The 24554-nt window shown below is 40.4% G+C and carries 21 protein-coding genes; 15 read left to right on the forward strand and 6 right to left on the reverse strand.

Annotation, left to right across the window (positions count from 1 at the left end; translation table 11 throughout):
- Nucleotides 1–74: 74 nt before the first annotated feature.
- Nucleotides 75–830 carry a class I SAM-dependent methyltransferase gene (locus PQ460_RS00535; protein ID WP_274171396.1) on the forward strand — a complete coding sequence of 252 codons (756 nt, stop codon included), beginning with the start codon at nucleotides 75–77 and terminating at the stop codon, nucleotides 828–830.
- 86 nt (nucleotides 831–916) lie between these two features.
- Here the strand turns inward: PQ460_RS00535 and PQ460_RS00540 are convergent, their stop codons facing one another.
- On the reverse strand, nucleotides 917–1831 hold the full coding sequence (locus PQ460_RS00540; RefSeq protein WP_273614210.1) for a phosphatidate cytidylyltransferase: 915 nt from the start codon (nucleotides 1829–1831) through the stop codon (nucleotides 917–919).
- A 96-nt stretch (nucleotides 1832–1927) separates the two neighbouring features.
- Here PQ460_RS00540 and PQ460_RS00545 point away from each other — a divergent pair, with 96 nt between their 5' ends.
- Both PQ460_RS00545 and PQ460_RS00550 read left to right on the forward strand, forming a co-directional pair.
- On the forward strand, nucleotides 1928–2482 hold the full coding sequence (locus tag PQ460_RS00545; protein ID WP_274171397.1) for a hypothetical protein: 555 nt from the start codon (nucleotides 1928–1930) through the stop codon (nucleotides 2480–2482).
- A gap of 128 nt (nucleotides 2483–2610) precedes the next feature.
- Complete coding sequence (locus PQ460_RS00550) at nucleotides 2611–3207, forward strand: WGxxGxxG-CTERM domain-containing protein (protein ID WP_274171398.1); 597 nt, start codon at nucleotides 2611–2613, stop codon at nucleotides 3205–3207.
- A 156-nt stretch (nucleotides 3208–3363) separates the two neighbouring features.
- Here PQ460_RS00550 and PQ460_RS00555 read toward each other — a convergent pair whose 3' ends face one another.
- Nucleotides 3364–4251: a diacylglycerol/lipid kinase family protein gene (locus PQ460_RS00555; RefSeq protein ID WP_274171399.1), complete on the reverse strand. Its 888-nt coding sequence runs from the start codon at nucleotides 4249–4251 to the stop codon at nucleotides 3364–3366.
- 258 nt (nucleotides 4252–4509) lie between these two features.
- Between PQ460_RS00555 and PQ460_RS00560 the strand changes: the two genes are divergently transcribed.
- Both PQ460_RS00560 and PQ460_RS00565 read left to right on the forward strand, forming a co-directional pair.
- Nucleotides 4510–5526, forward strand: a complete 1017-nt coding sequence (locus PQ460_RS00560; protein ID WP_274171400.1) for an SDR family oxidoreductase — start codon at nucleotides 4510–4512, stop codon at nucleotides 5524–5526.
- A 211-nt stretch (nucleotides 5527–5737) separates the two neighbouring features.
- Nucleotides 5738–6763 carry an endo-1,4-beta-xylanase gene (locus PQ460_RS00565; protein WP_273614203.1) on the forward strand — a complete coding sequence of 342 codons (1026 nt, stop codon included), beginning with the start codon at nucleotides 5738–5740 and terminating at the stop codon, nucleotides 6761–6763.
- A gap of 130 nt (nucleotides 6764–6893) precedes the next feature.
- Here the strand turns inward: PQ460_RS00565 and PQ460_RS00570 are convergent, their stop codons facing one another.
- The gene (locus tag PQ460_RS00570; RefSeq protein ID WP_274171401.1) at nucleotides 6894–8174 is read right to left on the reverse strand and encodes a sensor histidine kinase; all 1281 of its coding nucleotides are present in this window, start codon (nucleotides 8172–8174) and stop codon (nucleotides 6894–6896) included.
- Nucleotides 8174–8854, reverse strand: coding sequence for a response regulator transcription factor (locus tag PQ460_RS00575; RefSeq protein ID WP_274171402.1), 681 nt, complete (start codon nucleotides 8852–8854; stop codon nucleotides 8174–8176). Before PQ460_RS00575 ends, PQ460_RS00570 begins: the two co-directional genes overlap by 1 nt.
- Before the next feature lie 185 nt (nucleotides 8855–9039).
- On the opposite strand from PQ460_RS00575, the gene PQ460_RS00580 reads away from it, so the two are divergent.
- From PQ460_RS00580 to PQ460_RS00600, 5 genes are all read left to right on the forward strand, one after another.
- Nucleotides 9040–10245: a hypothetical protein gene (locus tag PQ460_RS00580; RefSeq protein ID WP_274171403.1), complete on the forward strand. Its 1206-nt coding sequence runs from the start codon at nucleotides 9040–9042 to the stop codon at nucleotides 10243–10245.
- Between the two features lie 264 nt (nucleotides 10246–10509).
- Nucleotides 10510–11277, forward strand: coding sequence for a polyphosphate polymerase domain-containing protein (locus PQ460_RS00585; protein WP_274171404.1), 768 nt, complete (start codon nucleotides 10510–10512; stop codon nucleotides 11275–11277).
- Nucleotides 11270–11956, forward strand: a complete 687-nt coding sequence (locus PQ460_RS00590) for a DUF4956 domain-containing protein (RefSeq protein WP_274171405.1) — start codon at nucleotides 11270–11272, stop codon at nucleotides 11954–11956. The genes PQ460_RS00585 and PQ460_RS00590 overlap by 8 nt, the downstream gene beginning before the upstream one ends.
- Nucleotides 11957–12008: 52 nt before the next feature.
- Complete coding sequence (locus tag PQ460_RS00595) at nucleotides 12009–14189, forward strand: carbohydrate-binding domain-containing protein (protein WP_274171406.1); 2181 nt, start codon at nucleotides 12009–12011, stop codon at nucleotides 14187–14189.
- A gap of 240 nt (nucleotides 14190–14429) precedes the next feature.
- Entirely contained in the window at nucleotides 14430–15554 is a 1125-nt protein-coding gene (locus tag PQ460_RS00600; protein WP_443147185.1) for a type II asparaginase, read from the forward strand.
- 216 nt (nucleotides 15555–15770) lie between these two features.
- On the opposite strand, the gene PQ460_RS00605 is transcribed toward PQ460_RS00600, so the two are convergent.
- On the reverse strand, nucleotides 15771–16715 hold the full coding sequence (locus PQ460_RS00605; protein ID WP_274171407.1) for a prenyltransferase: 945 nt from the start codon (nucleotides 16713–16715) through the stop codon (nucleotides 15771–15773).
- A 202-nt stretch (nucleotides 16716–16917) separates the two neighbouring features.
- Between PQ460_RS00605 and PQ460_RS00610 the strand changes: the two genes are divergently transcribed.
- Together PQ460_RS00610 and PQ460_RS00615 are read left to right on the forward strand one after the other, a co-directional pair.
- Nucleotides 16918–18213 (forward strand): GntP family permease, encoded by a 1296-nt coding sequence (locus PQ460_RS00610; RefSeq protein ID WP_274171408.1) that lies wholly within the window; start codon nucleotides 16918–16920, stop codon nucleotides 18211–18213.
- 12 nt (nucleotides 18214–18225) lie between these two features.
- Nucleotides 18226–19371, forward strand: coding sequence for a glycerate kinase family protein (locus PQ460_RS00615; RefSeq protein WP_274171409.1), 1146 nt, complete (start codon nucleotides 18226–18228; stop codon nucleotides 19369–19371).
- Nucleotides 19372–19515: 144 nt separating this feature from the next.
- Here PQ460_RS00615 and PQ460_RS00620 read toward each other — a convergent pair whose 3' ends face one another.
- Nucleotides 19516–20544 carry a CdaR family transcriptional regulator gene (locus PQ460_RS00620; protein ID WP_274171410.1) on the reverse strand — a complete coding sequence of 343 codons (1029 nt, stop codon included), beginning with the start codon at nucleotides 20542–20544 and terminating at the stop codon, nucleotides 19516–19518.
- Nucleotides 20545–20769: 225 nt separating this feature from the next.
- On the opposite strand from PQ460_RS00620, the gene PQ460_RS00625 reads away from it, so the two are divergent.
- From PQ460_RS00625 to PQ460_RS00635, 3 genes are read left to right on the forward strand one after another with little or no spacing between them, the layout of a single operon-like run.
- Nucleotides 20770–22836: a BglG family transcription antiterminator gene (locus PQ460_RS00625; RefSeq protein ID WP_274171411.1), complete on the forward strand. Its 2067-nt coding sequence runs from the start codon at nucleotides 20770–20772 to the stop codon at nucleotides 22834–22836.
- A complete protein-coding gene (locus PQ460_RS00630) occupies nucleotides 22833–23099 on the forward strand; it encodes a PTS sugar transporter subunit IIB (protein ID WP_069326492.1) in 267 nt (88 codons plus the stop codon). Before PQ460_RS00625 ends, PQ460_RS00630 begins: the two co-directional genes overlap by 4 nt.
- A gap of 25 nt (nucleotides 23100–23124) precedes the next feature.
- Nucleotides 23125–24393 (forward strand): PTS ascorbate transporter subunit IIC, encoded by a 1269-nt coding sequence (locus tag PQ460_RS00635; protein WP_273614191.1) that lies wholly within the window; start codon nucleotides 23125–23127, stop codon nucleotides 24391–24393.
- Nucleotides 24394–24554: the final 161 nt, after the last annotated feature.

Consider the following 24554-nt stretch of genomic DNA (forward strand, 5'->3'; position numbering starts at 1 on the left):
TCTAAAGCAGATTGATTTATAATATTTGAATGAAACATAGTTTTATTAGATGAAACTATAGGAGCATGATAACAATGAATAGCAAAGAAAGATTTTCAGATCGAGTAGATTCATATGTCAAATACCGTCCTAGTTATCCGGTAGCCGCTATAGATTATTTGTATGATGTGATTGGTGTCGAGCGAGAAAGTAAGATTGCTGATATTGGTGCAGGTACAGGTATTTTTGCTGAATTGCTTTTGGAACGTGGTAATCATGTAATTGGGGTTGAGCCGAATACCGAAATGCGGGAAGTAGCGGCAACCAAGCTAGCAGAAGAGCCTAATTTCGAAGTAAGTGCAGGATCGGCAGAAGCGACAGGTCTTGCAGATCAGTCGGTGGATTATATTACTTGTGCACAGGCTTTTCACTGGTTTGATCAGCAAGCGACTCAAACCGAGTTCAAACGTATTTTGCGACCTGAAGGTAAAGTGATGTTAGTCTGGAATTCTAGATTGACGACAGGCACTCCATTTTTAGAACAATATGAGCAATTATTGCGTGATTATGGGACAGATTATACGAAAGTTAACCATAAAAATATTTCCGCAGAGAAATTAGAACCTTTTTTCAAAAAAGATACGATGGAACTGGCGAAGTTCGGCAATCGGCAGGTATTTGATTTCGATGGATTAGCAGGACGTTTACAATCTTCCTCCTATGTCCCCACTTCAAATGATCCAAAGTATCACGATATGATGGAGCAATTAAAGGTTATTTTTAAGCAGAATCAGCAAGAAGGGGTAGTCTTTTTCGATTATGAGACTGAAGTGTTCTGGGGAGAAGTCTAACTGGATCATATATATTATCTACAAAAAGCCTCCATCTTCAAAGATAGAGGCTTTTTTGCTGATCTATTCTGATATACAATCGCTATTTACATAAAGTCCATCACATAACGTACTACATGGAAAAAGACAGGAGCAGTATACGTTAAGCTGTCGATACGACTGAGATAACTTTGTTTTTCATTATCTACTTTCTGGTCTTCGCCTATGAGCAGATCTCGTTTGAGTACAGAAACGGTTAGACTACCGAAAAATCCACTCAAACTAATCAGCATCCCGGTTACCAGACCAAAGTTAGCACCGAGTGGTGTAAGCACAGGAGCTACAAAGTAAGAAGTCACAGCCGTCACTACAAAAGCACACGCGAAGCCTTCCCATGTTAAGCTGGCATTGGATGTTGGTACAATTTTGCGTTTCCCGATATACATAGAGGCGACATAATGCACGACGTCATTAAGCTGGGTCAGTAACACCAGAAATAATACCAATCTTCCTCCATATTGAGCCGTCGCAAATGGAAAATAAGCGAGATGACTAAGTCCGAATACCATGAGCATCAATCCCCATTGGGTTGAGCTAACACTACGTAGAAATCCACCGGTGCCTTTGTTAATTAAGCGTGGCAATGGTAACAGCAAAAACACATAGATCGGGATAAATACGATAAACATGCCGTACCAACCGATATAGATCCAGTAAAATTGAATCGGAATGGCTAGATACGCCCATAAAAATAAACGCCGATCGGCTTTGCGTGAACGGATCATCGAAAAGTATTCTTTTAGTGCAAAAAAGGTCAAAACCATCAACGATAATAGCGATACAATTGGATTAAATAGCGTAGCCAGACAGAAAATAAAGAACATTCCCCACCACGTTTTGATCCGTAATCCGATTACACTATAATCTTGATTTTTTTGAATTTTGCTGACGATAATGTAAATAAAATGGATAACCAGTAAAGCAATAAAAATAAGGATTAATGTTATTAGCGAACTATTCATGAATCAGCACCAACTTACCTTGAATTAGGATTCCATAAAAGGGATCATATGCTATTATGAAGGAATAAAGGTGAATTGATAAGGGGAAATGTTGGGATGGCGGCAGAGCGATCGGTTTTTATTTTATTGACCAATACAGGAACGTTATTTACCAAAATGATTCAGACCTATACGAAAGCACCGTACAATCATGCTTCGATTTCATTTGATCGTGAATTATCGGAATTGTATAGCTTTGGACGGAAGCATCCGAGCAATCCGCTGAATGGTGGTTTTGTGAAAGAAGATATTAAAACAGGTACATATAGCAAATATCCGAATACCACTTGTGTGATCTATGAACTTCAAGTTACCGAGCGTGAAGTAGAGAAAATGCAACGGGTGTTGCAACTGTTTATCCGTAAGCATCAGAAATATTTGTACAATATTCTAGGTGTAATCAGCATCACGCTCAAAGAACCTGTCGAGTTCAGCAATTCTTATTTTTGCTCTCAATTTGTCGCTGAAATATTGCAACGTTCCGGTATCAAAATCTGGAACAAGCTTCCTGCACTTGTTACTCCAGACGATTTTCGCCAAAGTGACCGATTGCAATTGATCTATGAAGGCAAGTTAAGTGAGTATGAAGTGAAGTCTGAAGAAAAACTTTAATTCGCAAGTGATCAATCTACATTTATACAATTTATTCATAAAAATGTAAAAAATAGTGTTTGAATAGTAGACTAACGGTTAATATAGCCTAACATCAAAATACATTAATCTAAGGAGATTATGACATCATGAAGAAAAAATTTCAGACTACTTTTCTCTCATTATTAATCGTATTGACCGTTGGGGCAACGCCGACATTCGCTTCGACAACAGGAACTACTGGAACAACAGGAAGCACAGGTACTACAAGTAGCACAGGAACAGACTCTACCGGAGTAACAGGAACGGATGCTACAGGAACGACCGGAACAGACTCGACTGGAGTAGCAGGAACGGATGCCACAGGAACCACCGGAACAGATTCTACCGGAGTCACAGGAACGGATGCAACGGGAACGACCGGAACAGATTCTACTGGAGTAACAGGAACGGATGCAACGGGAACGACCGGAACAGACTCGACTGGCGTAACAGGAACCGATGCGACCGGAACGACCGGAACAGATTCCACTGGCGTAACAGGAACCGATACAACAGGAACAACTTCTACTGGAGCAACTGGTGTCGCTACAACAACTACTGGAAATGATGCACCGATGACTACCGATATGGATGATGACGATAATGATATGGATTGGGGATGGCTAGGGTTGTTAGGTCTTCTTGGATTGTTAGGTCTTCGAGGACGACGTCATGATCCACGTGACACCAATAGACCTCTTTAATCACACATCAATAGCCCAAATAGATCAGATAAATATCTCCAAAATAAGATCAATAAAAAACACCGATGACACAAAATATGTCGTCGGTGTTTTTTTGGATATAGCGATAAATATAGAAATGATACAGACATCTAACGTTTGCCTATCATTTATCTTTTACGATTCTTCAGGTACAACTACACGAATATGACCGGGAATAATCCGCAGATCCACAGGTAAAGGAGGGCCTTCTTCGCCATCTACATTGGTTTTGACAGGATCGGTTGAACTGACTTTAACATGCTTGGCAGTAAAATAAATAACATCTTTATGGTCTTTTAGATTACCAAGCAATAACGATAATCCTGCGGTTAATGTATTGAACATATTCAGGTTCGTCATAATAAAGCAGTGTAATAAACCGTCATCTACTTCAGCATCAGGAACCATACTTTCGAATCCGCCGACCGAGTTGGTAAGTGCCGCTAGAAAAAGAGGAGCTTCCCCTTCCCAAATTTCACCGTCATGTTCGATTTTTAAAGGAGAAGCTGAATTGCTCATCAATTCTTTCATCCCATCTCTAAAATAAGCAAATGCGCCTAATTTGGATTTGTCTTCAGAAGGAACAGACGACAATGCTTCTGCTAGAGAACCAGCAGCAATTACATTGGCAAATAATTGATCATTTAATTTACCCATATCTACATTTTTGACATGAGAAGATCGCAGTGTCTCTATCGCTTGATCAGGGTTCAATGGAATCTGAAGAGCACGTGCAAAATCATTGACTGTTCCAAGTGGAATAACCGCTAATTTCGGACGATGGTCTTGATCCATCAATCCATTAATCGTCTCGTGCAGAGTACCATCTCCACCAATCGATACGACCAGATCATGGCACTCTTTACAAGCGTCTGTGCAGAATTGAGTAGCATCTAATTCTTTGGCAGTCTCGTTGACTGTGACATGGTATCCTTGTTCGCTGAGAATATCTTCTGCTTTTTTGACATATTCTAAGGCTTGTTCTTTACCTGAAGATGGATTAATAATGATCGTTGCCTTCATGAGATGAATTCCCCTCTACAATTTATATAAGTGCATGTAAGCAATTTTGAAAAGTTGGAAATGAATTCGACATCAATTACCATTACCCAAAATAGCAGTGATGATACAAGAATATTACCTTTTCGCCTAAATTATTGAAAAATATAATAATAAAAGTCCTTCCTTTATCATTTGTTTGCTTCCTCTAGAAATGGTATCGTATAGGAGATTTCAGATTATTGCTCAAAAGATTGGCTATTTTGCAACGGAGGTGTATTTATGAAAGCGCTATTTATTGGAGGTACAGGGATTATCAGTTCGGCGATCACGCAACAATTGTTAACCACTGATTGCGAATTGTATCTGCTGAATCGAGGAAATCGTAATCAAGATTTACCTGCTAATGCACATCTGTTGCAAGCAGATATTAATAATGAACAGCAAGTAGCCGCATTGATTGCAGATCTAGACTTTGATGTTGTTGCTGATTTTATTGCATTTGAACCTTCTCAGTTGGAACGAGATTATCGACTGTTTGCAGGTAAAACAAAGCAATTTATTTTTATCAGCTCGGCTTCTGCGTATCAGTCCCCACCTGCGGATTATCGCATTAATGAAGGCACTCCTTTATCCAATCCCTATTGGGAATATTCACGTAACAAAATCGATTGTGAAGATTATTTGATGAAAATGTATCGTGAACACCATTTCCCGGTCACGATTATACGTCCAAGTCATACGTATGATGAACGTTCAATTCCTATGGGTGTACATGGTAGCGAAGGAAGCTGGCAAGTCGCCAAGCGGATGCTAGAAAATAAACCGGTGATTATTCATGGAGACGGTACATCGTTGTGGACGATGACGCATAATACTGATTTTGCCAAAGGATTTATCGGGTTGATGGGTAATATTCAAGCGATTGGAGAAGCGGTACAGATCACATCAGATGAATCGCTAACCTGGAATCAGATATATGGAGCGGTAGCAGATGCGCTTGGTGTGAAGCTGAATGCAGTCTATGTCTCTTCTACATTTCTGGATGCGTGCAGTACAGAAGATTATCGTGGAAGTCTGCTTGGAGACAAAGCCAATTCGGTTGTATTTGATAATAGTAAGCTTAAACGGCTAGTACCTGACTTTGTAGCTACGACTCGCTTCGATCAAGGAGTGAAGCAGGTAGTGAATCATATCCTGAATCATCCTGAATTGCAAAAAGAAGATCCTGAATTTGATACATGGTGCGATAAAGTGATTGCAGCTTTGGAAAATGCGGTTCAATCTGTTCGTTCTTAAAATTTTATTTCATTAGAGAGAAAGCATATACAGTGCTTTCTCTTTTTTTGTTATGTGGTTATATAGCATATTCTATTATTTCCTTATGTTTATAGCGAAAAAATGAAGATAAGTTGTTAAACTTACAAATGTAAGCGCTTATCTCATATTTTGGTAATGTTCGATATCGAAACATACGCAGTCCATCTATTTATCCAGAGGAGGAAATGAGATGTCAAAATCAAGCCTATGGAAAGTGATTGGAACGGTCGCATTAACAGGGGTATTATGTACATCTACTTTTGCAGAATACAGCTATGCGAGTCTAACCAGTGGAAGTAAGTTTCTAGGTAATATTATTGCTGGTAATGTTCCAGCGAGTTACGGTAACTACTGGAATCAAGTGACACCGGAAAATTCGACCAAATGGGGAGCCGTTGAAGGCAATCGCAATTCGATGAACTGGGGACAAGCCGATATGGCATACAATTATGCGCAAAGTAAAGGCTACCCTTTCAAATTCCATACTTTAGTCTGGGGAAGTCAAGAACCTGGATGGGTAAGTGGTCTGTCTGCGGCAGAGCAGAAAGCAGAAGTAACCCAATGGATACAGTTAGCAGGCCAGAAATATTCGAAATCTGCTTTTGTTGATGTAGTCAACGAGCCATTTCATGCCAAGCCATCTTACAGTAATGCGATCGGTGGAAGTGGAGCGACAGGCTGGGATTGGATTGTATGGTCTTTCCAACAGGCAAGACAACAATTTCCTAATTCCAAATTACTTATCAATGAATACGGCGTTATTAGCGATCCTAATCTAGCCGATCAATATGTGAAAATTATCAATATTCTCAAAAGTCGCGGCTTAATCGATGGAATCGGTATTCAATGTCACCATTTTAATATGAACAATGTATCGACCAGTACAATGACAACAGTACTGAACAAATTAGGATCTACAGGATTACCGATCTACGTATCTGAACTGGATATGACCGGTGACGATGCCACTCAATTAGCACGTTATAAAGAAAAATTCCCTGTACTTTGGAATCACCCTTCTGTCAAAGGAGTGACACTATGGGGATACATCGAAGGACAGACATGGGAGCCTAATACGCATTTACTGAATGCGAATGGTACAGAACGCCCTGCACTAAAATGGTTAAAACAATTTTTCGGCAAAGGGATCACAGATGGACAGTCTATTATGCTGGAAAAAGATAACTTAGAGACTACTGAAGTACCCGCTCCATAATTGTGAATATACCTGATAGATGGAACAGTCTTATAAAATAGCAACACAAAGGATGCTAGCTTGATCGTTAGCATCCTTTGTTTATATAGTGTCTGTATAACACATGTATTGGGAGTACGATGAATCTCATTCAGACCGCATTGAATAGTAAATGAAAAGTGGTCGACTCTCCTACGACGCTAGTAGCATACAACTTGCCTTCATGCTGATCGACAATAGAGCGTGCAATAGCAAGCCCTAATCCATAACCGCCTTGCTTACGAGCACGTGAAGTATCTGTCCGGTAAAAGCGGTCAAAAATACGGGTAAGGTGTTCTGGCGCAATCCCTTCGCCAGTATTGGTTACATTCAATAAAACTTCCTGTTGCTGATGTGTAAGTGAGATCGTAATTGTCCCTTGAGAATTAGCGTATTTGATCGCATTATCCAGAACAATCATAATCACCTGATGAATCTGTTCTTGGCTACCTTGTACCATAAGATTAGGCTCAATCTCATAATCCAGTGTTAATTCTTTTTCGAAAATAACAGCTTCCATCGTTAATATAATCCGTTCTACCGTTTCACTCAGATCAAATGGCGTATATACCATCGAAGTTCGAGAATCGTCCATTTCTGTCAAATACAATAGATCATTGGTTAAGCGAGCCATACGCTCTGTTTCTAACTTGATATACTCTAGCCATCTAGCCTGACTTTCGATCGTTTCCTCGCGATTAGATAACAGCACATCAGCATTGGTATTAATAATCGCTAGCGGTGTTTTGAGTTCATGTGAAGCATCGGCGATAAATTGCTTTTGTTTATCAAAAGCTTCTTTAACCGGATAAATCGAACGATTAGCAAAAAAGCGGCTGGTGAAATACAACGCGACCAACATGATTAATCCTACTACAGCAAATGTATAGATCAAATTTTTTAAGATATCTTGTTGCGCTGTGACATCTAGAAAAATAAGCTTGTACCCTGTACTGATAGGTTGCTTGATAAATGCCCAGTCACTATTATCGAGCTTAAATTGTCCATTGTTTTTGTTAATCGCTTTCGCTTCTGCTAGAGCAGATTGATACAAAGTAGTATCCATATCAAACGGAGAATGGGTGGCTGTCATTTTCCAGTTACTATCGATTTCGATAGAAAAAGATAACGAACGTTCTGTAAATGTATCGTCTACAGGTTGACCATTTCCATTCATCCCGCCGGGATTGTTCATACCCCCTCCACCTGGAGGATTCTGTCCATTATCGAAGTTCCGCGGAGCGATGTTAGCAATGCGAGATAACTCACTACGGATATCATTTTGAGCGTTCCGATACGTAATCGTATAGATCGAAGCAAAGGCGATTAGCATCAATACCGAAATCGTCACGAGATTAACAATCAGAAATCGATTGCGAAGCTTGTTGAACATTAAGAAGTCACCTCTTCTAATACATAACCGACTCCACGAATCGTATTAATCTTAACTTGGGAATGCAGGAAGTTCAGCTTTTTCCGTAAAAAAGAAATATATACTTCCACATTGTTGTACTCTACATCCGAATCAAATCCCCATAACTTTTCGATAATCTGTTCTTTGGAAGTGACCCCTTGCTTGCGAGTGATAAGAAGTTCTAACAACTCATTTTCTTTCAGATTTAACTTCATTTCTTTGCCATTCACCGATAGCTTGAGATTGGCTGTATTTAATTGAATATCTCCAAATTGAAGTCCTTCTTCTGGTAAGACTTCTCCTTTACGACGGAGTGCCGCCCGAATACGAGCTAACAATTCTTCCGACGAAAAAGGCTTAGCGATATAATCATCTGCGCCATAATCCAGTCCGATCACTTTATCGGTAATCTCACCTTTAGCGGTCAGTAAAATAACAGGTGTTGCCACGCCTTGTTGACGTAAAGTTTTGAGAACGCTAATTCCGTCCATTTCGGGCATCATAATATCCAGTAATAACAGATCATAGATCCCACTTTGGGCATAATCCAGCCCTGTACGACCATCATGTACCGCATCAACGGAATAATGATTTTTTTTCAAAATTTGGGTTAATGCTTCTGCTAAATGCAGTTCATCTTCTACTATTAATATTCGCATAGTGGCTATCGTCCTTTATATATCGTTCTCTACACATTGATCACTATCCACGTACTTGGTAGAGTAACGTATTATTTGTATGATACATTAATGATAATGGTCAAAGCTTTAGCCAATCTTAAACCTTATTACTGTATCGACCAGATCTGCACCAAATTTGAATATATCTAAGAAGGTGGGCTTATATGAGTAAACCAACAATGCGTACTGTTACAACCACGATATCGCCAGAATATGAGATCAGACATATCCAATTCATGTACCAGACAAGGCAATTATTTGCGATCAAGAAATACGTAGATATGTCTCCAGACGATTTTGATTTTGATCTACATATTGAAGATTTGCTTCTATATAAAGGCATTCTAAGTTGTGATGCTAGAACAGGTGAAGTGAGTACATATTACTTTCCGCAATCTAAAGTAGCAACATTAAGTAGTAGCGCAAATACACATACGTTATTTTATCTAGCTTATAGTGATGATTATAATATGCTTTACTGTTATAAACGCGATCTGGAAGCAGAAGTAGATCAGCTTGTATTTACAAAAGATATACGTGGCGCCTATGAGCCATCGATCAATCGTATCTGGTCTGTTCATCATTTCTATTCCCTGAATAAGCGGTATGCTCTGATCTCTTATCTGTTGCCAGATCAAGAGCGAGGGTATAACTATGCGCTGATCGATGCCGTAGAGCAGAATATCACTCCTTTTGTACCCGGTGATACAATTCGCAATATAGAATCTATCATGGGATTCAACAGCAATGGGACAGAATATCTGCTGATCAAAACAGGTGAACATATGGTACATGAACGAAAAATAGATTGGGAATATAACCGTCCAGAAGTCGAACAATTAATAGTGATTGCAGTCGATGAATTTATTGCCAAAGTGCAAGCTAACGATACAGATTTAAGTGATCATATTATATTTTCTGCTCAAAGTCATGAAGCTTTTGCAGATTTGCTTATACTGGATCATCAATTAGTCATTTTAGTCGAGCGGTTTGATACCGCAGATTCTCTAGTTATGATATACACTGTGGATAACAAAACTAAAGAATATATTAGTTATCCACATGTGTATAACAAATTATATCATCTGAACCACATCTTTTATGCTACCCACACGTCGGATATGTCTACTCGATTGTATAAGTTAAGCACAGGCGAGCAGATTGCTGAGATTTTACAACCTCAAGGAATCGTTACGATGATAGAAGAAGGAATTGTTACTATAGATCAACGTCTGGGGAGTGAAGATCGGCAATTATATATCTATAATGATCAGGGATATACATTATGGACAGAAGATTGTGCCTGGATCGATTACAAGGAGCAGTTTATATTCAAAATAAAACAAAGCGAGCAACATTCTTCTTTATAGAAGTCAATCATATAAATCATTCATTATTGCCATGTGCGCGTATGCGTCATGGCTTTTTTTGTGTTTTGTCAAAAATGTTTTCGCAATGTAAAACATTTAAGATTCACTAAAGGTTAGGGCTGTAAGATTCAAATATAAGCAAGCGAGACACACCAACAGACAACATCTACATGTGAGGTAAGACTCAATATACACCTCATAACTATTTTCAAAAACCAATCAGACAATATCCAATACATGCTTACACGAAAGGAAATGATCCACATGGCAATCGAAGTATTCAACCGGTATGAAAGTAAATATCTGATGGACACTCCATCGTATTTCAAATTGTATAACGAATTGTTGGAGTATATGGAAGTCGATGAATATTGCCAACAACACGATTTTTACTCGATCAGCAATCTGTACTTTGATACACCACATGACTCGTTAATTCGCATGAGTCTTTCCAAACCGAAATACAAAGAAAAGCTACGCTTACGAGCTTACGGTGTTCCCGGTGAGAATGCCAAAGTCTATCTGGAAATTAAAAAGAAAGTGATGGGCTTGGTGAACAAACGCCGGACAGCGCTGAAATTAGACGAAGCCTATGAATTTGTTCGCACAGGTCTGGCACCAGAGTATCAAGATTATATGAATCAGCAGGTGCTAAACGAACTGACTTACTTTTTGCAAATTTACGATCTAGCACCGAAATTATATCTTTCGTATGATCGCAAAGCATTGTTCAGCAAGCACAATCGTGATCTACGGATCACATTTGATAGCAATATCCGTACCAGACGTTATGATCTCAAATTAGAACAAGGTGATTATGGCGACCAGTTGATGGACAAAGGGCAATGGCTGATGGAAGTCAAAGCTGAAAAAACGATTCCATTATGGTTATCACAAAAGTTGTCCGAACACGGGATGTACCGTACCAGCTTTTCCAAATACGGCAACGAATACAAACAACTATTGAAATCAAAAATAAACCAACCTGTAGAACATATCCCAACTGAAAAGGAGAGCATTCTTTATGCTTGATTCATTACTAACAGTGGCTACAACCACAACAGACCTGACTTTAACCACTTCGCTACTCACTATATTCGTCGCTATTGTTCTAGGCGGATTAATCAGCTTGACGTATATGAAAACGAACCCGAGCGGGTATTCGCAAAACTTTACATTAACGATGGTACTACTTCCAGTGATCGTCGCTATCATTATTCTACTGATTGGTAGCAACATCGCCAGAGCATTCAGTCTTGCCGGTGCATTCTCGATTATTCGCTTTAGAAGTGCTCCCGGCGATCCTAAAGATATCGCCTATGTATTGTTCACCATGGCAGCAGGTCTTGCCTGTGGTACAGGATACTTTGGTTATGCTGTGTTATTCACGATTATCCTGTGTGTGATGATGTTTGTACTCAACCGCTTCAAATTTGGTGTCAGTAAAAAATTGCAAAAAACACTTAAAGTCACGATTCCAGAAAATTTAGCTTATGACGAAGCATTTGCAGAAGTATTCCAACAATTTAACGTACAGTATGATTTGAAAAAAATTAGAACGACCGAGCTTGGCAGTCTGTATGAACTGGTCTACCTGGTCACGATGAACCAGGTTACCAACCAAAAAGAATTTCTGGATGCGATCCGGTGTCGCAACGGTAACCTTGACCTCTCCTTAACGATGAGTCCAACAGCGGTAGAAACATATTAAATTATCCAAACCAAACGAATTCCAAACCAACGATTGAAGGGAACGATATCATATGAAAAAATGGATCACAAAAACCAACTTGAGCATAGTTCTTCTAAGTACACTGGCATTATCAGCATGCAGTTCAACAACACCGACAGCATCCGAGGCATTAGCGGCGGCAACTAGCTCGACTGCTACAGTGGCAACAACAGCGACTACAGTATCCTCTTCAACAGCACTGAAAGTCTCTGATCTGGTTACATTTGATAGTGGAGACGATGCGATAGATTGGAAATCATCCGACTATACAGCGATCCAATTAACAGGTTCCAGTGCAACCATTACAGGCAATGGTGCAACTGTAGCAGATGGAGTCATTACGATTACCGCAGGTGGTACGTATGTGCTTAGCGGTCAATTGACAGATGGACAGATTGTGGTCGATTCACAGGATGAAGAAAACGTGATACTCGTACTAAATGGCGTAACGATTACAGATAGTGATAGTGCACCAATTTATATCAAGGAAGCGAAAAATGCGTTTATTACCTTAGCCGACGGTACAGAAAATGTGATCACCGATGGAGCAGAATATACTTTTGCAGATGATACTACAGATGAACCAAGCGCAGCGATTTTTAGCAAAGCAGACTTAACTATCAATGGTGAAGGTACATTATCTGTACATGCCAATTACAAAGACGGTATTACCAGCAAAGACGATCTCAAAATCGTATCTGGTACACTAAATATTACCGCTACAGATGATGGTATAGTCGGTAAAGATATGGTGGCGATCGAAGATGGAACATTTAAGATCGTAGCGGGTGGAGATGGGATCAAGTCTACAAACGATACTGATGCAGACAAAGGATTTGTTGCTATAGCAGGTGGAACTTTTGATATCCAATCCACGAATGATGGTATTCAATCTGAAAAGCAGTTAGTTATTGATGACGGTACATTTACGATTGTATCTGGTGGAGGTCATACCAAAGCTGAAGCTAAAGTGGAAGAACAACCCGGTCAAGGTGGAGGATTCGGTGGACCACGAGGTCAAGAAGATCAAGCTACAGCAACAACAACTACCAAAGCAACTACTAATACAACAACATCGACAGACACGACTGCATCAACAGACACAGATGCAACAGCTAATGAATCTACCAGTACCAAAGGGCTGAAAGCAACAGGTGATATCACAATCAATAGTGGAACGTTCACCATAGATTCCGCAGATGATGCTGTTCATAGTAATGCAACAGTCCATATCACAGGCGGTACGCTTGAAATTGCTACAGGTGATGATGCTATGCATGCAGATGTGGATCTGAATATCTCTGGTGGCAAGATCAATGTAACTACCAGTTATGAAGGGTTAGAAGCGACAAATATCAATGTATCTGGTGGAGATACGAATGTGATAGCTTCTGATGATGGTGTAAATGCTTCTGGTGATGCAAACACAACAAGTACAACAGCATCGACTGAATCGACAACAGCTTCAACCACCACAGAATCAACCACTGCAGAACCAGCAACATCGACAGACACCGATCCAGCAGGTAACAGCGCTCCTCCAGGAGGTTTTGGTGGAGGCGGCGGTCAAGGTAGTTCCCAAAATGCTCTATTAAATATTACAGGAGGTACACTTACTGTAGATGCACAGGGAGATGGATTGGATTCCAATGGATCTATCACGATGTCAGGCGGAACTGTTATAGTTAATGGCCCAACTGCGAATGGAAATGGCCCACTCGATTATGATGGTACCTTTGAAATGACAGGTGGATATGTAGTCGCTGTCGGCAGTTCAGGTATGGCTCAAGCGCCTTCTGACGATTCTACGCAGTCTGCAATCAGTATGAGTTATTCTGCTACCCAATCAGCAGGTACACTGGTTCATATTCAAGATAGCACAGGCAAAAATATCCTTACTTTTGCACCGACTAAAGATTATCAATCCGTTGTTGTCAGTTCTCCTGATCTGGTCAAAGGTGATTCATACTCGATCTACACAGGTGGAACGTCTACAGGTACAGCAACAGATGGACTATATGCAGATGGTGAATATACAGGCGGAACCAAAGTAGTCGATTTTGAATTAGCTAGCCAGATCACATGGGTGAATGAGTCAGGTGTAACAACGGCGAACACAGGATTTGGTGGAGGCGGAGGTCAAAGACCGACTAGAAATATGACGAACAACACGACAGGTACAACCAATAGTACATCAGATACAGCACAATAATCATTATGTAGTAAAAAGTAAATATAATCTAACATGATTAATAAGGATATCAGTTATTACAAGCTGATATCCTTATTTTGTGTTATATAAAATAACATATTGTTTGCATAAATATACAATTCTATTGAGTTATTTAGCTATTTATCGCTATAATACATATTAATATTATATTTATGTAATATTAATTTACATAATATTTGAAGTCATAGCGTTATTATTCAATGACAAGGGGGAATAGGTATGAAATTATCAGTGCAATGGAAACAAAAATGGTGTGTCTCTATGTTAACAGCGGTATTGTTAATGCCTGTTATGAGTTATTCTGCATCGGCGGCGACAGACACCAATCCTACTTCTCAGACGACAGCTGTACAAACATCTTTGCCAAACATCAAAATTCTTGCTACAGGCGGTACTATTGCAGGTTCTTCAGAATCCAATACCGATGTAACCGGATATAAAGCAGGCGCATTAGGTATCGATGTATTAATTAATGCTGTACCTGAAATGAAAAAAGTAGCAGATATCAGCGGAGAACAAATTGCGAATGTTGGTAGCCCTGATATCGACAATGCTGTTTTGCTCAAATTAGCCAATCGGATCAATGAATTACTCTCTTCTGATGATGTCGATGGTATTGTAGTGACACATGGTACAGATACATTAGAAGAAACAGCCTATTTTCTAGATTTGGTCGTCAAAAGTGATAAGCCTGTAGTGGTTGTAGGAGCGATGCGCCCGGCAACAGCGATCAGTGCAGACGGTTCATTTAATTTATACAATGCTGTCAAAATTGCGAGTACCCCTGAGTCTACTGGCAAAGGAGTTATGATTGCTCTGAATGATCGGATTGGGGCGGCACGTTATATTACCAAAACCAATACGACAGGAACCGATACATTCAAATCGGTCGAACAAGGTTATCTGGGTGTTGTGTCTGGCGATAAAGTGTATTTTTATAATCAATCGACACGCAAACATACAGCAAATACAGTTTTTGATGTCAAAGGAATGACCGAATTGCCACAGGTCGATATTTTATACGAATATCAAAACAATGGCAGTTATCTGTATGATGCGGCAGTAGCTTCAGGTGCTAAAGGCATTGTCGTAGCAGGCAGTGGTAATGGATCATTATCTACCCGTTCTAGTGAAGGCGCAGCTAGAGCCGTTGATCAAGGAGTAACTGTTGTACGTTCGACACGTACAGGTAGTGGTGTAGTCACTCCATTAGACTCGGATGCTGAAATTGGTACATTATATGCGGATTCACTGAATCCGCAGAAAGCTCGCATTTTGTTAATGTTAGCTCTAACTCAGACCAAAGACCCTGCAACGATTCAAAGCTACTTTGAAGCGTATTAAGAAGAGGGATGTAGCGCTAATCTTATAGTTTTTCCAAAGTGGTAAGTACCTATAACTGTATGTGCGCTATATAATCAACAGATGTGCAGTATCTAATGAACATATCAACATGAAAAAAACCAAAAAGAAACGCTACCGATCATCAAGCTTGGTTGGTAGCGTTTCTTTTTTATCATTAAAGCATAGTTAAATGTAGTGAAGTGTGTATACCCCTATTTATATAAAAATACCTAACCATATCGCTGTGATCATCGCGATCAATAATAGCTTTTTCTCACAGGCAGTTACTTGTTCGGCATCTTGTATATCAGTTCTGACGATCAAAAAGATAGATACAATCGCAATTACCGCTACACCTATAGCCGCCCATAACCGATCGGTACCTAACCATAATGCACATAATCCGATCAGAATCATATAGACAATCGCAGGAAGTGAGCTGTACTTGGGACCAAACATAGCGACAGACCAGACTACACTTGTCCGCTTCACAGGAGAAGCTTGCTGATCGGCTGCTAGATCAGGAATATGGTGGATCATTACCCAGGCGATACAATATAGCGCATTGATAACAGCATTTTGTACCGCCCATTCTGGAAAATCCCCTAACATGATCCATACGCCTGCTAATCCTAAGAAAAAGGCTGACGGAAATGTACTTAACCATTCACCTGCTAGAGGAATATAACTGAATCGTAACGGAGGCATCGAATAAGAAGCGGCTCCCCAGACACCAATCACTAGCAGTAAAGCTAACGGATAATATCCGAGCAAAGCCAGTACTCCGGCAATCACCAATAACCCGATCGCAAGTCCATATCCGATCCATTTGAGTGTCTGTGGAGCGATGCGACCTTCTTGAATAACCCGGCTTCCTCCAGATAAATAAGCAGGGCTGTGTTGATCGGTACCTGATAAATAATCGGTATAATCATTCAGTGCATGAGTTAATGCGCCATGAATCATAAAGCATCCAACCAGTAGTAATAACGAAACAGCGCTTAATACCCCTTTAGGCAGATCATAATAAGCGAAAAGTGGAAAAACACCTGAGAAGATAATCACCACACTGGAAGTAATCACAGCAATCGGTCGTAATAACCGGATCGTGTTTTTTAAAAGCAAAATAGCCGAAGGATTCAAGCGGTTAACTCCTTTCATACGCAAAGTATAATATGTATCGTGGTTATGGTTCTTTGTCTATTACCCGAATTGCAACATATTGGACCTTGATATGATCCAACACAATAATCTTATTTGATTGGTCATATGCACAATCAATTTCGTCTTTTTATCAATAGGTTTTCAAAGTTGAAAGCGCTATACTGAAAGCGTGTTCAACAAAGCAATAGGGGGAAGACGAATGGAAGGTTTAACGATTAGCTGGATAGGCGCTTTGGTAGGATTAGCTATCGCTATCATTCTCATTTTGCGCAAATTAAATCCGGTATATGCTTTATTTCTAGGAGCCATTATCGGTGCACTTCTAGGGGGAGCCAATCTAGAGCAGACCGTTACAATATTGGTCAATGGTACACAAAGTGTGATGGGAACCGTATTGCGCGTGCTTGCCGCCGGTGTATTAGCAGGTGTGATGATGGAATCAGGTGCGGCAGAGACTATTGCTCAAGCCATTGTCAAAAAGTTCGGTGGTAGTAAAGCGATTCTAGCACTAGCGCTGGCAACTATGATTATTACGGCTGTAGGTGTATTTATTCCAGTTGCGGTACTGATCGTAGCACCAATTGCTCTTTCAGTAGGTAACAAAATGGGAATTTCCAAAATAGCATTGTTATTAGCTTTATCGGGAGGCGGTAAAGCAGGAAATATTATTTCTCCTAATCCCAATACTATCGCGGCGGCACGTGGATTCAATCTGGATCTCAGTCAGGTGATGCTTGCCGGTGTTATTCCTGCAATCTGTGGATTGATTGTGACAGTAGTAGTCGCTTCGCTACTCAAAAACAAAGGAGTCATGGTGACAGACGAGGAAGCTGTCGAACAAGATGTCGATACTTCCAAATATCCGCCTCTGGGTAGAGCGATTGTCGCTCCTGTTGTAGCTGTCGTGTTATTAATGATTAATCCAATCGGTTCGATATCCGGTATCCAAGCATTAGCTAATTTCAAAGTAGATGCGATGTATATTTTGCCGATTGCAGGCATTATAGGCATGTTAGCGATGCGACAAGGCAGTAAGATCGTGGAATATACGACATCAGGTTTGAATAAAATGACGGCTACGGTATTAATTCTAATCGGAGCAGGTGGAATAGCAGGTCTGATTACCGCTTCTGATTTGTCGAATCAAGTGGTAAGTTTGATTAAAATTTCTGGTATTTCGGGAACATTCTTGGCACCAATTGCAGGGATATTGATGGCGGCGGCAACAGCTTCTACTTCGACAGGTGTTATTTTAGCCACCGGTTCATTTGGTGAAGCAATTCTGAATATGGGCACAGCTCCATTAGCTGCGGCAGTGATGGTACATACTGGAGCTACCGTAATCGATTCTTTACCACAGGGCAATTATTTCCATGTAACAGCAGGCGCTATGAAAATGAGTATTAAACAACGGATGGGATTAATCCCTTATGAAGCAATCGTCGGTGGAACGATGGCCATTGTAGCAACGATCCTTTACGGATTTATCCTGTAGTGAGGTGAGAATATGAACAAACCAACATTTCTTTTAGCACCCGATTCATTTAAAGAAAGTATGACCGCCAAAGAAGTCTGTATCGCTATAGAAAAAGGGCTTCGCAAAGTCTATCCAGAATCCCGTTATATTCATGTCCCGATGGCAGATGGCGGGGAAGGTACCGTTCAATCGTTAATCGACGCTTCAGGCGGACAATTGTATCAAAAAGAAGTGACAGGACCTCTGGGCACTCCGGTAACTGCTGCTTACGGTATTATGGGCGATGGTGTAACAGGAGTCATTGAGATGGCTTCAGCAAGTGGCATTCACTATGTGAATCAGCATACACGCAATCCGTTAATCACCACTACTTACGGTACAGGTGAATTGATTCGAGCGTGTATAGATCGCGGTATGAAAAAGATTATTATCGGTATCGGTGGAAGTGCAACGAATGATGGTGGCGCAGGCATGGCAGAAGCATTAGGGGTACGCTTTCTCGATGAGCAAGGAGAACCACTTGCGCGTGGAGGTGGTGATCTAGGTCGCTTATCTACTATTGATATCTCTGCACTGGATCAACGTCTACAAGATGTACAGTTGATTGTGGCTTGTGATGTTAACAATCCACTTTGTGGAGAACAAGGAGCTTCTCAAGTCTTTGGCCCGCAAAAAGGAGCTACACCGGAGATGATACAGCAATTGGATCATAATCTGCATCATTATGCGGCAGTGGTGAAGCAACAACTGGATAAAGAGGTAGCATCTATTCCAGGAGCAGGCGCGGCAGGTGGATTAGGAGCAGGTTTGCTTATTTTCACACAATCTGTATTGCAAAAAGGAATAGATATTGTGATCGAATACAGCGGATTAATCCCCAAATTGGAAAGTGCTGATATTGTATTTACAGGAGAAGGCGGAATCGATTTCCAGACCAAATTTGGCAAAACACCGTATGGTGTAGCTCGTGCTGCACGTGCATCAGGTAAGCCTGTTATCGCTATCGCAGGGTATATTGGAGAAGGCATTGATACGTTATATGATGAAGGTATAGATGCGATATTTGGTATTGTTCCCGGAGCCTCTGATCTAGATTCCTTATTGCAATCAGGTGCAGCCAATATCGAACGTACGTGTGAAAATATCGCTAGAGTACTGGCTTTGCGTAACAAATAAAGAGATCATAGTGGTAAATGAATACTTTTCTACGCAAATAGCTCTATACATCAAATAATCAAAAAAACGTTCCTATATCTATATGATCAGGAACGTTTTTTGCTATCTAATAACGTCTCATAATCAGGGATAGTGCAGACTGATTTATTTGTGGAGCGAGATTAGACCGTATATGAGTTCAATCAAGTGCAGCAGTTGACGGGGGTCTTTACCTGTTACTTGCTGAATTTTTTTCAAACGATATTGTAGTGTGTTGCGATGGATATTAAGATGAATCGCTGTATCTGACATATTGCAATTATGCTCTATAAAACTTCGCAACGTATCTAACAAATCGCTATACCCTTCTAACTTGGTTACACTATTACCTGTCTGCATCAGTTCTGTATGACTCCATTCAGCGATAAATGTCACTTCATCATAATGTAGGATCTGTGTCGACGGACGCAAAGACAGTAACAGAGTCATTGCTGATCGAGCTTGTTGATAGCTTGTAGCGATATTGGCATGAGAAGTGCCTACTGCAACCCACTGATCCGGATGCTGACTATATAAGGTGGAGATACATGGACTGATATTCGCTGGATCTTGTATAAGCACAACATAGCTATCTTCATCTATCTCAAACCACGGGTAAGGTAACCAATTACTAGGTTGATCTTCTTGCCGTTGGAATGATTTGATATATAAGACTGTTGTTTTGACAAGCAAATCAATATGATAAGAAGTAGCTTCTTTTTTTATCTTTTGCGAATACGTGCCTGTGTAATGAAGTAACAGATCACTAAATGCTTTTTTGCGATTATTTTCATACGTCTGCTTTTCAAAAGCAATGCGCTGTTCGATCAATAAAGTCACTGTCGTTCGTACAATATTGCAAAAAGGACGAACTTCATCAGGATGCCCGGTGATACCGATGACACCTACATACTGCTGATTGATCACGATCGGTTCGTTGGTGCCTTGCTTTTCGTATTCACGAGCAGTACGAATTTCAATCATTTTACCGATCGATAACGCTTCAACTGCACCTTGATGAATAGTGCCTACTCGATGTCGCTCTCCACTGCCTATAATAATCCCCTGTTCATTCATAATATTAATATTGTATGGAATATCTGCCATCATTTTATCGACTATCTCTTGAGCTTGCTGCTCGGAAAGTTGGAACATATCTCATCCCCCTTTGTGCAGTTGACCAATCTATTAGTTGGTTTAAATTATAAATAAATTCTTTACCTATTGCAGTGATTTTATCTCTATTTTATTTATGATCGGTATAACTATGCACAAGAAGTGTATATTGTTGTGCAGATTATTCGACAATAAAGGGACTCAAAAACAGTATAGATTTGTCGGTTATTGTTGTATCGTTATCACAAGGGAGGCAACACAAAGATGATTTTAGATGAACGAAGTGCCGGCATCTTACAATTACTTCAACAGTCATCAGCACTCACGATGGTCGAGTTGGAAACTCATATGGAGCTTACCCGAAGACAATTGCAATACAGCATCAACAAAATAAATGATTGGTTGGTACATCATGGTTACTCTGCGATTTCTTATGATCGTCAAGTGGGTTACTACTTAACAGATATTATTCGAGCAGAAGATGTGCCAGTGAAATTAACCAAACGATCTTATCTTTTTTCAGAAGGAGATCGGGAAAAAGTATTTGGACTGCTTTTGCTACTAAGCAAAGAATTATTATCTGTTTACCATTTCCAGTCGATCGCCAGTGTGTCTCGTAATACGGTGCTCAAAGATCTGCAACGACTGAAGTCCAAGTTACACACCTACAAATTGTCGATTGAATATTCCAAAAAAGATGGATATGTGATCAAAGGAAGCAATCATCGCAAACGTCATCTAATTGAAGAATGGTTACCCGAGGTGCTTCATAGCCCCAGCCATTTATTGATTATTCAATGTATCTGGGAAGATCACACAGAGCAGTTGGAACAGATTCGTCAACAATTGGAAAAGATTGAGCATCAACTGGCAATTAGCTTTGCCGATGAACGCCTGCAAGAACTGACATACCTGATATTATGTACCGATCAATTGATTGGCAAAGGTGCTACTTTATCAGTCCAGCAAAGTTGGGAAGAGTTAACAGGTACACAAGAGTATCAACTGGTGAAGCAAATGGTGCAATCGTCTGCTTTTGAGCAGGAGTGGAGTCAAAATGAATGTCTGTATGCGACACTTCATTTGCTTAGTATGAATCGTACACGAGATATCTCACCACTACAGGAAGACAAAGTGATCCAGCAGTTGATTCGTGAGATTGTATCGGAATTTGAACGCTGGGCATGTGTAAGTCTGCAAGATCAAGAGCTGTTGTACCAACAGTTATATGTTCATTTGCGTCCTGCGTATTACCGAATGTTATATGGAATCTCTTTGATCAACCAGATGACCGAGCGGATTCAGAAAGTCTATCCTGAACTTCATCATTTAACTCACAAAGCACTGATTCCGCTTGAAAAAAGTATCGGGGTCAAAGTGCCTGAAGATGAAGCCGCTTACTTTACGATTCATTTTGGTGGATGGTTACGTAGACAGGGAACTGTACTTGATGATCGCAAGCGCGCGATTGTTGTCTGTGCGAACGGTATAGGAATCAGTCATATTCTGATGTATACGCTTCGTGAAATGTTTCCAGACATTCTGTTTTTGGATGCTTTGTCAGTACGAGATATGGCGAATTATACGCTAAGATATGATCTGGTTTTTTCAACCGTTCATCTTAGAACATCTGCGCCATTGTTCGTAGTTCCGCCAATTATGGAGATTCCAGATAAACAAAAGCTACGACAGCAAGTGATGCAAGAATTATACGGGTACACGATAGAAAAAGTAGATACCGCTTCACTGCTCAAAGTGATTGGTCAGCATGCTACTATTTTGCAACCGGAAGAGTTAGAAAAAGCATTACAAGCACACATTTATACCTATACGCATAGAACAAATAAGCATTCCCTAGAGGGGGCAGAGAAACCTGTGCTGGAACAATTGATTACTGAAAAGACAATAACTTTCCAGTCCCATGTCAGCGATTGGAAAGAAGCGATTGCAGTAGCCTCTCAGCCACTATTAGAGATGGGTACGATCGAAGAGCAATATATTGAAGCGATGATCCAATCGATCGAACAAAATGGACCTTATGTAGTAATTACGCCGGGAGTGGCGATTCCGCATGCCCGTCCAGATCAAGGAGTACGTTCGCTATCAATGAGCTTTTTGCGATTAGAAGAAGCGGTTTATTTTGCACCGGATAAGCCTGTGCGGTTGATTATTATTTTGGCGGCGGCAGATCGTTCGTCCCATTTACGAGCACTGGTACAATTAACGCATTTGCTAGGCGAACCGTCGAATATCGAAGATATTTTGAACAGCCCGGATAAAAATGTACTTATGCAATATATTCATCAATATTCTAAGGAGGAAACAGAATGAAAATTATGGTCGTATGTGGAAACGGATTAGGAAGCAGTTTTATTATGGAGATCAATATCAAAAAGGCTTTAACAGAAATGGGCAAAGTAGCAGATGTGGATCATACCGATCTATCGTCAGCCAAATCCGAGCAAGCGGATATCTTTATCGGAGCGGCAGATATTATGGCACAACTTAGCGATGGGGGTCGTACAGTCGTATCGCTTGAAAATATGATGAGTATCCCTGAAATTAAATCCAAATTAGAACCGCTTCTAGCTTGATCTGAGGGAAGAAGGTAGAGCCGATATGATGAATTTAATAATGAACGATATTCTAGGCACACCGTCTATACTGGTTGGATTGTTTGCGCTGATCGGACTACTATTACAGCGCAAGCCTATCGCTACAGTAGTCTCCGGTACACTCAAAACGATTATGGGGTTTGTAATTATTGGAGCCGGTGCAACAGTATTAACAGGTGCTTTAGATATCTTTGGCAAAATGTTTACTCATGCTTTTCAGGTTCCCGGTATTATTCCGACCAATGAAGCGATTGTAGCGGCAGCCCAAAGTCAATTTGGAGCATCTACGGCTCTTATTATGGTATTCGGGATGATCGTGAATATTATACTGGCACGTTTTACACCGCTTAAATACATTTTCTTAACCGGACACCATACGCTATTTATGGCTTGTTTGATTGCTGTATCGTTAACAGTTGGTGGTATGAGCGGCGCACCACTGGTGATTGTAGGATCGATTATTTTGGGATTATGTATGGTTGTATTCCCGGCGATTTTACAGCCGTATGTACGTCAGATTACAGGTAGTGATGATTTTGCTGTAGGGCATTTTGGTTCGATCGGTTACTTTGTCTCTGCAACCATCGGGAAATGGTTCGGAAATAAAGAAAAAACGACCGAGCAGATTAAAGTTCCACAATCGTTAGGCTTTTTGCGAGATACTTCTGTAGCAGTCTCGCTGACAATGTCGATCTTCTTTATTGTCGTAGCTTTGTTTGCAGGACAAGAATATATCCAGACCGAATTGTCTAACGGTTCTAACTTTATCGTCTTCTCTCTGATTCAAGCGATTACTTTTGCAGCAGGGGTATATATTATTCTTGCTGGTGTACGGATGTTGATTGCAGAGATTGTACCTGCATTTAAAGGGATAGCTGAGAAATGGGCTCCGAATACGAAGCCAGCACTCGATTGCCCGACTGTATTCCCATTTGCACCCAATGCAGTGATTATCGGTTTCTTATTTAGCTTTTTGGCAGGATTGTTATCGATGTTTATTTTGCCAGCAGTAGGCTTGAAGGTGATTATTCCGGGCTTGGTTCCTCACTTCTTTACAGGAGCGGCGGCAGGGGTATTCGGGAATGCGACAGGTGGACGACGAGGAGCGATGATCGGTGCATTTGCAAATGGATTGTTAATTAGCTTCTTACCAGCAATCTTGCTCATCTTCCTGACACAGTTCGGCTTCGGCGGTTCGACATTTGGTGATACTGACTTTGGCGCTGTAGGGATTCTGATTATGGGCTTAATGAAGATTTTTGGAGCGGCTTAAGTACATCGTATCCATTGTGATAATAAACTAAAAAAAGGTAAAGAATGCATAATCGCGTTCTTTACCTTTTTTGTTATTGTCTTTTTAGTCTTGATGTTGTTCCTTTATATAAGGTGTCATTATCAATATTATTCATTAAATAATGAGTAGATTAGTAGAGC

It is taken from the genome of Paenibacillus sp. KACC 21273, assembly GCF_028736095.1.
Taxonomy (GTDB): Bacteria; Bacillota; Bacilli; order Paenibacillales; family Paenibacillaceae; genus Saccharibacillus; species Saccharibacillus kyungheensis.

Excerpts from the sequence above, each read along its gene's own strand:
- PQ460_RS00535 (WP_274171396.1), top strand. The coding sequence starts at position 75 with ATGAATAGCAAAGAAAGATTTTCAGATCGAGTAGATTCATATGTCAAA.
- PQ460_RS00540 (WP_273614210.1), bottom strand. The coding sequence starts at position 1,831 with ATGAATAGTTCGCTAATAACATTAATCCTTATTTTTATTGCTTTACTG.
- PQ460_RS00545 (WP_274171397.1), top strand. The coding sequence starts at position 1,928 with ATGGCGGCAGAGCGATCGGTTTTTATTTTATTGACCAATACAGGAACG.
- PQ460_RS00550 (WP_274171398.1), top strand. The coding sequence starts at position 2,611 with ATGAAGAAAAAATTTCAGACTACTTTTCTCTCATTATTAATCGTATTG.
- PQ460_RS00555 (WP_274171399.1), bottom strand. The coding sequence starts at position 4,251 with ATGAAGGCAACGATCATTATTAATCCATCTTCAGGTAAAGAACAAGCC.
- PQ460_RS00560 (WP_274171400.1), top strand. The coding sequence starts at position 4,510 with ATGAAAGCGCTATTTATTGGAGGTACAGGGATTATCAGTTCGGCGATC.
- PQ460_RS00565 (WP_273614203.1), top strand. The coding sequence starts at position 5,738 with ATGTCAAAATCAAGCCTATGGAAAGTGATTGGAACGGTCGCATTAACA.
- PQ460_RS00570 (WP_274171401.1), bottom strand. The coding sequence starts at position 8,174 with ATGTTCAACAAGCTTCGCAATCGATTTCTGATTGTTAATCTCGTGACG.
- PQ460_RS00575 (WP_274171402.1), bottom strand. The coding sequence starts at position 8,854 with ATGCGAATATTAATAGTAGAAGATGAACTGCATTTAGCAGAAGCATTA.
- PQ460_RS00580 (WP_274171403.1), top strand. The coding sequence starts at position 9,040 with ATGAGTAAACCAACAATGCGTACTGTTACAACCACGATATCGCCAGAA.
- PQ460_RS00585 (WP_274171404.1), top strand. The coding sequence starts at position 10,510 with ATGGCAATCGAAGTATTCAACCGGTATGAAAGTAAATATCTGATGGAC.
- PQ460_RS00590 (WP_274171405.1), top strand. The coding sequence starts at position 11,270 with ATGCTTGATTCATTACTAACAGTGGCTACAACCACAACAGACCTGACT.
- PQ460_RS00595 (WP_274171406.1), top strand. The coding sequence starts at position 12,009 with ATGAAAAAATGGATCACAAAAACCAACTTGAGCATAGTTCTTCTAAGT.
- PQ460_RS00600 (WP_443147185.1), top strand. The coding sequence starts at position 14,430 with ATGAAATTATCAGTGCAATGGAAACAAAAATGGTGTGTCTCTATGTTA.
- PQ460_RS00605 (WP_274171407.1), bottom strand. The coding sequence starts at position 16,715 with ATGAAAGGAGTTAACCGCTTGAATCCTTCGGCTATTTTGCTTTTAAAA.
- PQ460_RS00610 (WP_274171408.1), top strand. The coding sequence starts at position 16,918 with ATGGAAGGTTTAACGATTAGCTGGATAGGCGCTTTGGTAGGATTAGCT.
- PQ460_RS00615 (WP_274171409.1), top strand. The coding sequence starts at position 18,226 with ATGAACAAACCAACATTTCTTTTAGCACCCGATTCATTTAAAGAAAGT.
- PQ460_RS00620 (WP_274171410.1), bottom strand. The coding sequence starts at position 20,544 with ATGTTCCAACTTTCCGAGCAGCAAGCTCAAGAGATAGTCGATAAAATG.
- PQ460_RS00625 (WP_274171411.1), top strand. The coding sequence starts at position 20,770 with ATGATTTTAGATGAACGAAGTGCCGGCATCTTACAATTACTTCAACAG.
- PQ460_RS00630 (WP_069326492.1), top strand. The coding sequence starts at position 22,833 with ATGAAAATTATGGTCGTATGTGGAAACGGATTAGGAAGCAGTTTTATT.
- PQ460_RS00635 (WP_273614191.1), top strand. The coding sequence starts at position 23,125 with ATGATGAATTTAATAATGAACGATATTCTAGGCACACCGTCTATACTG.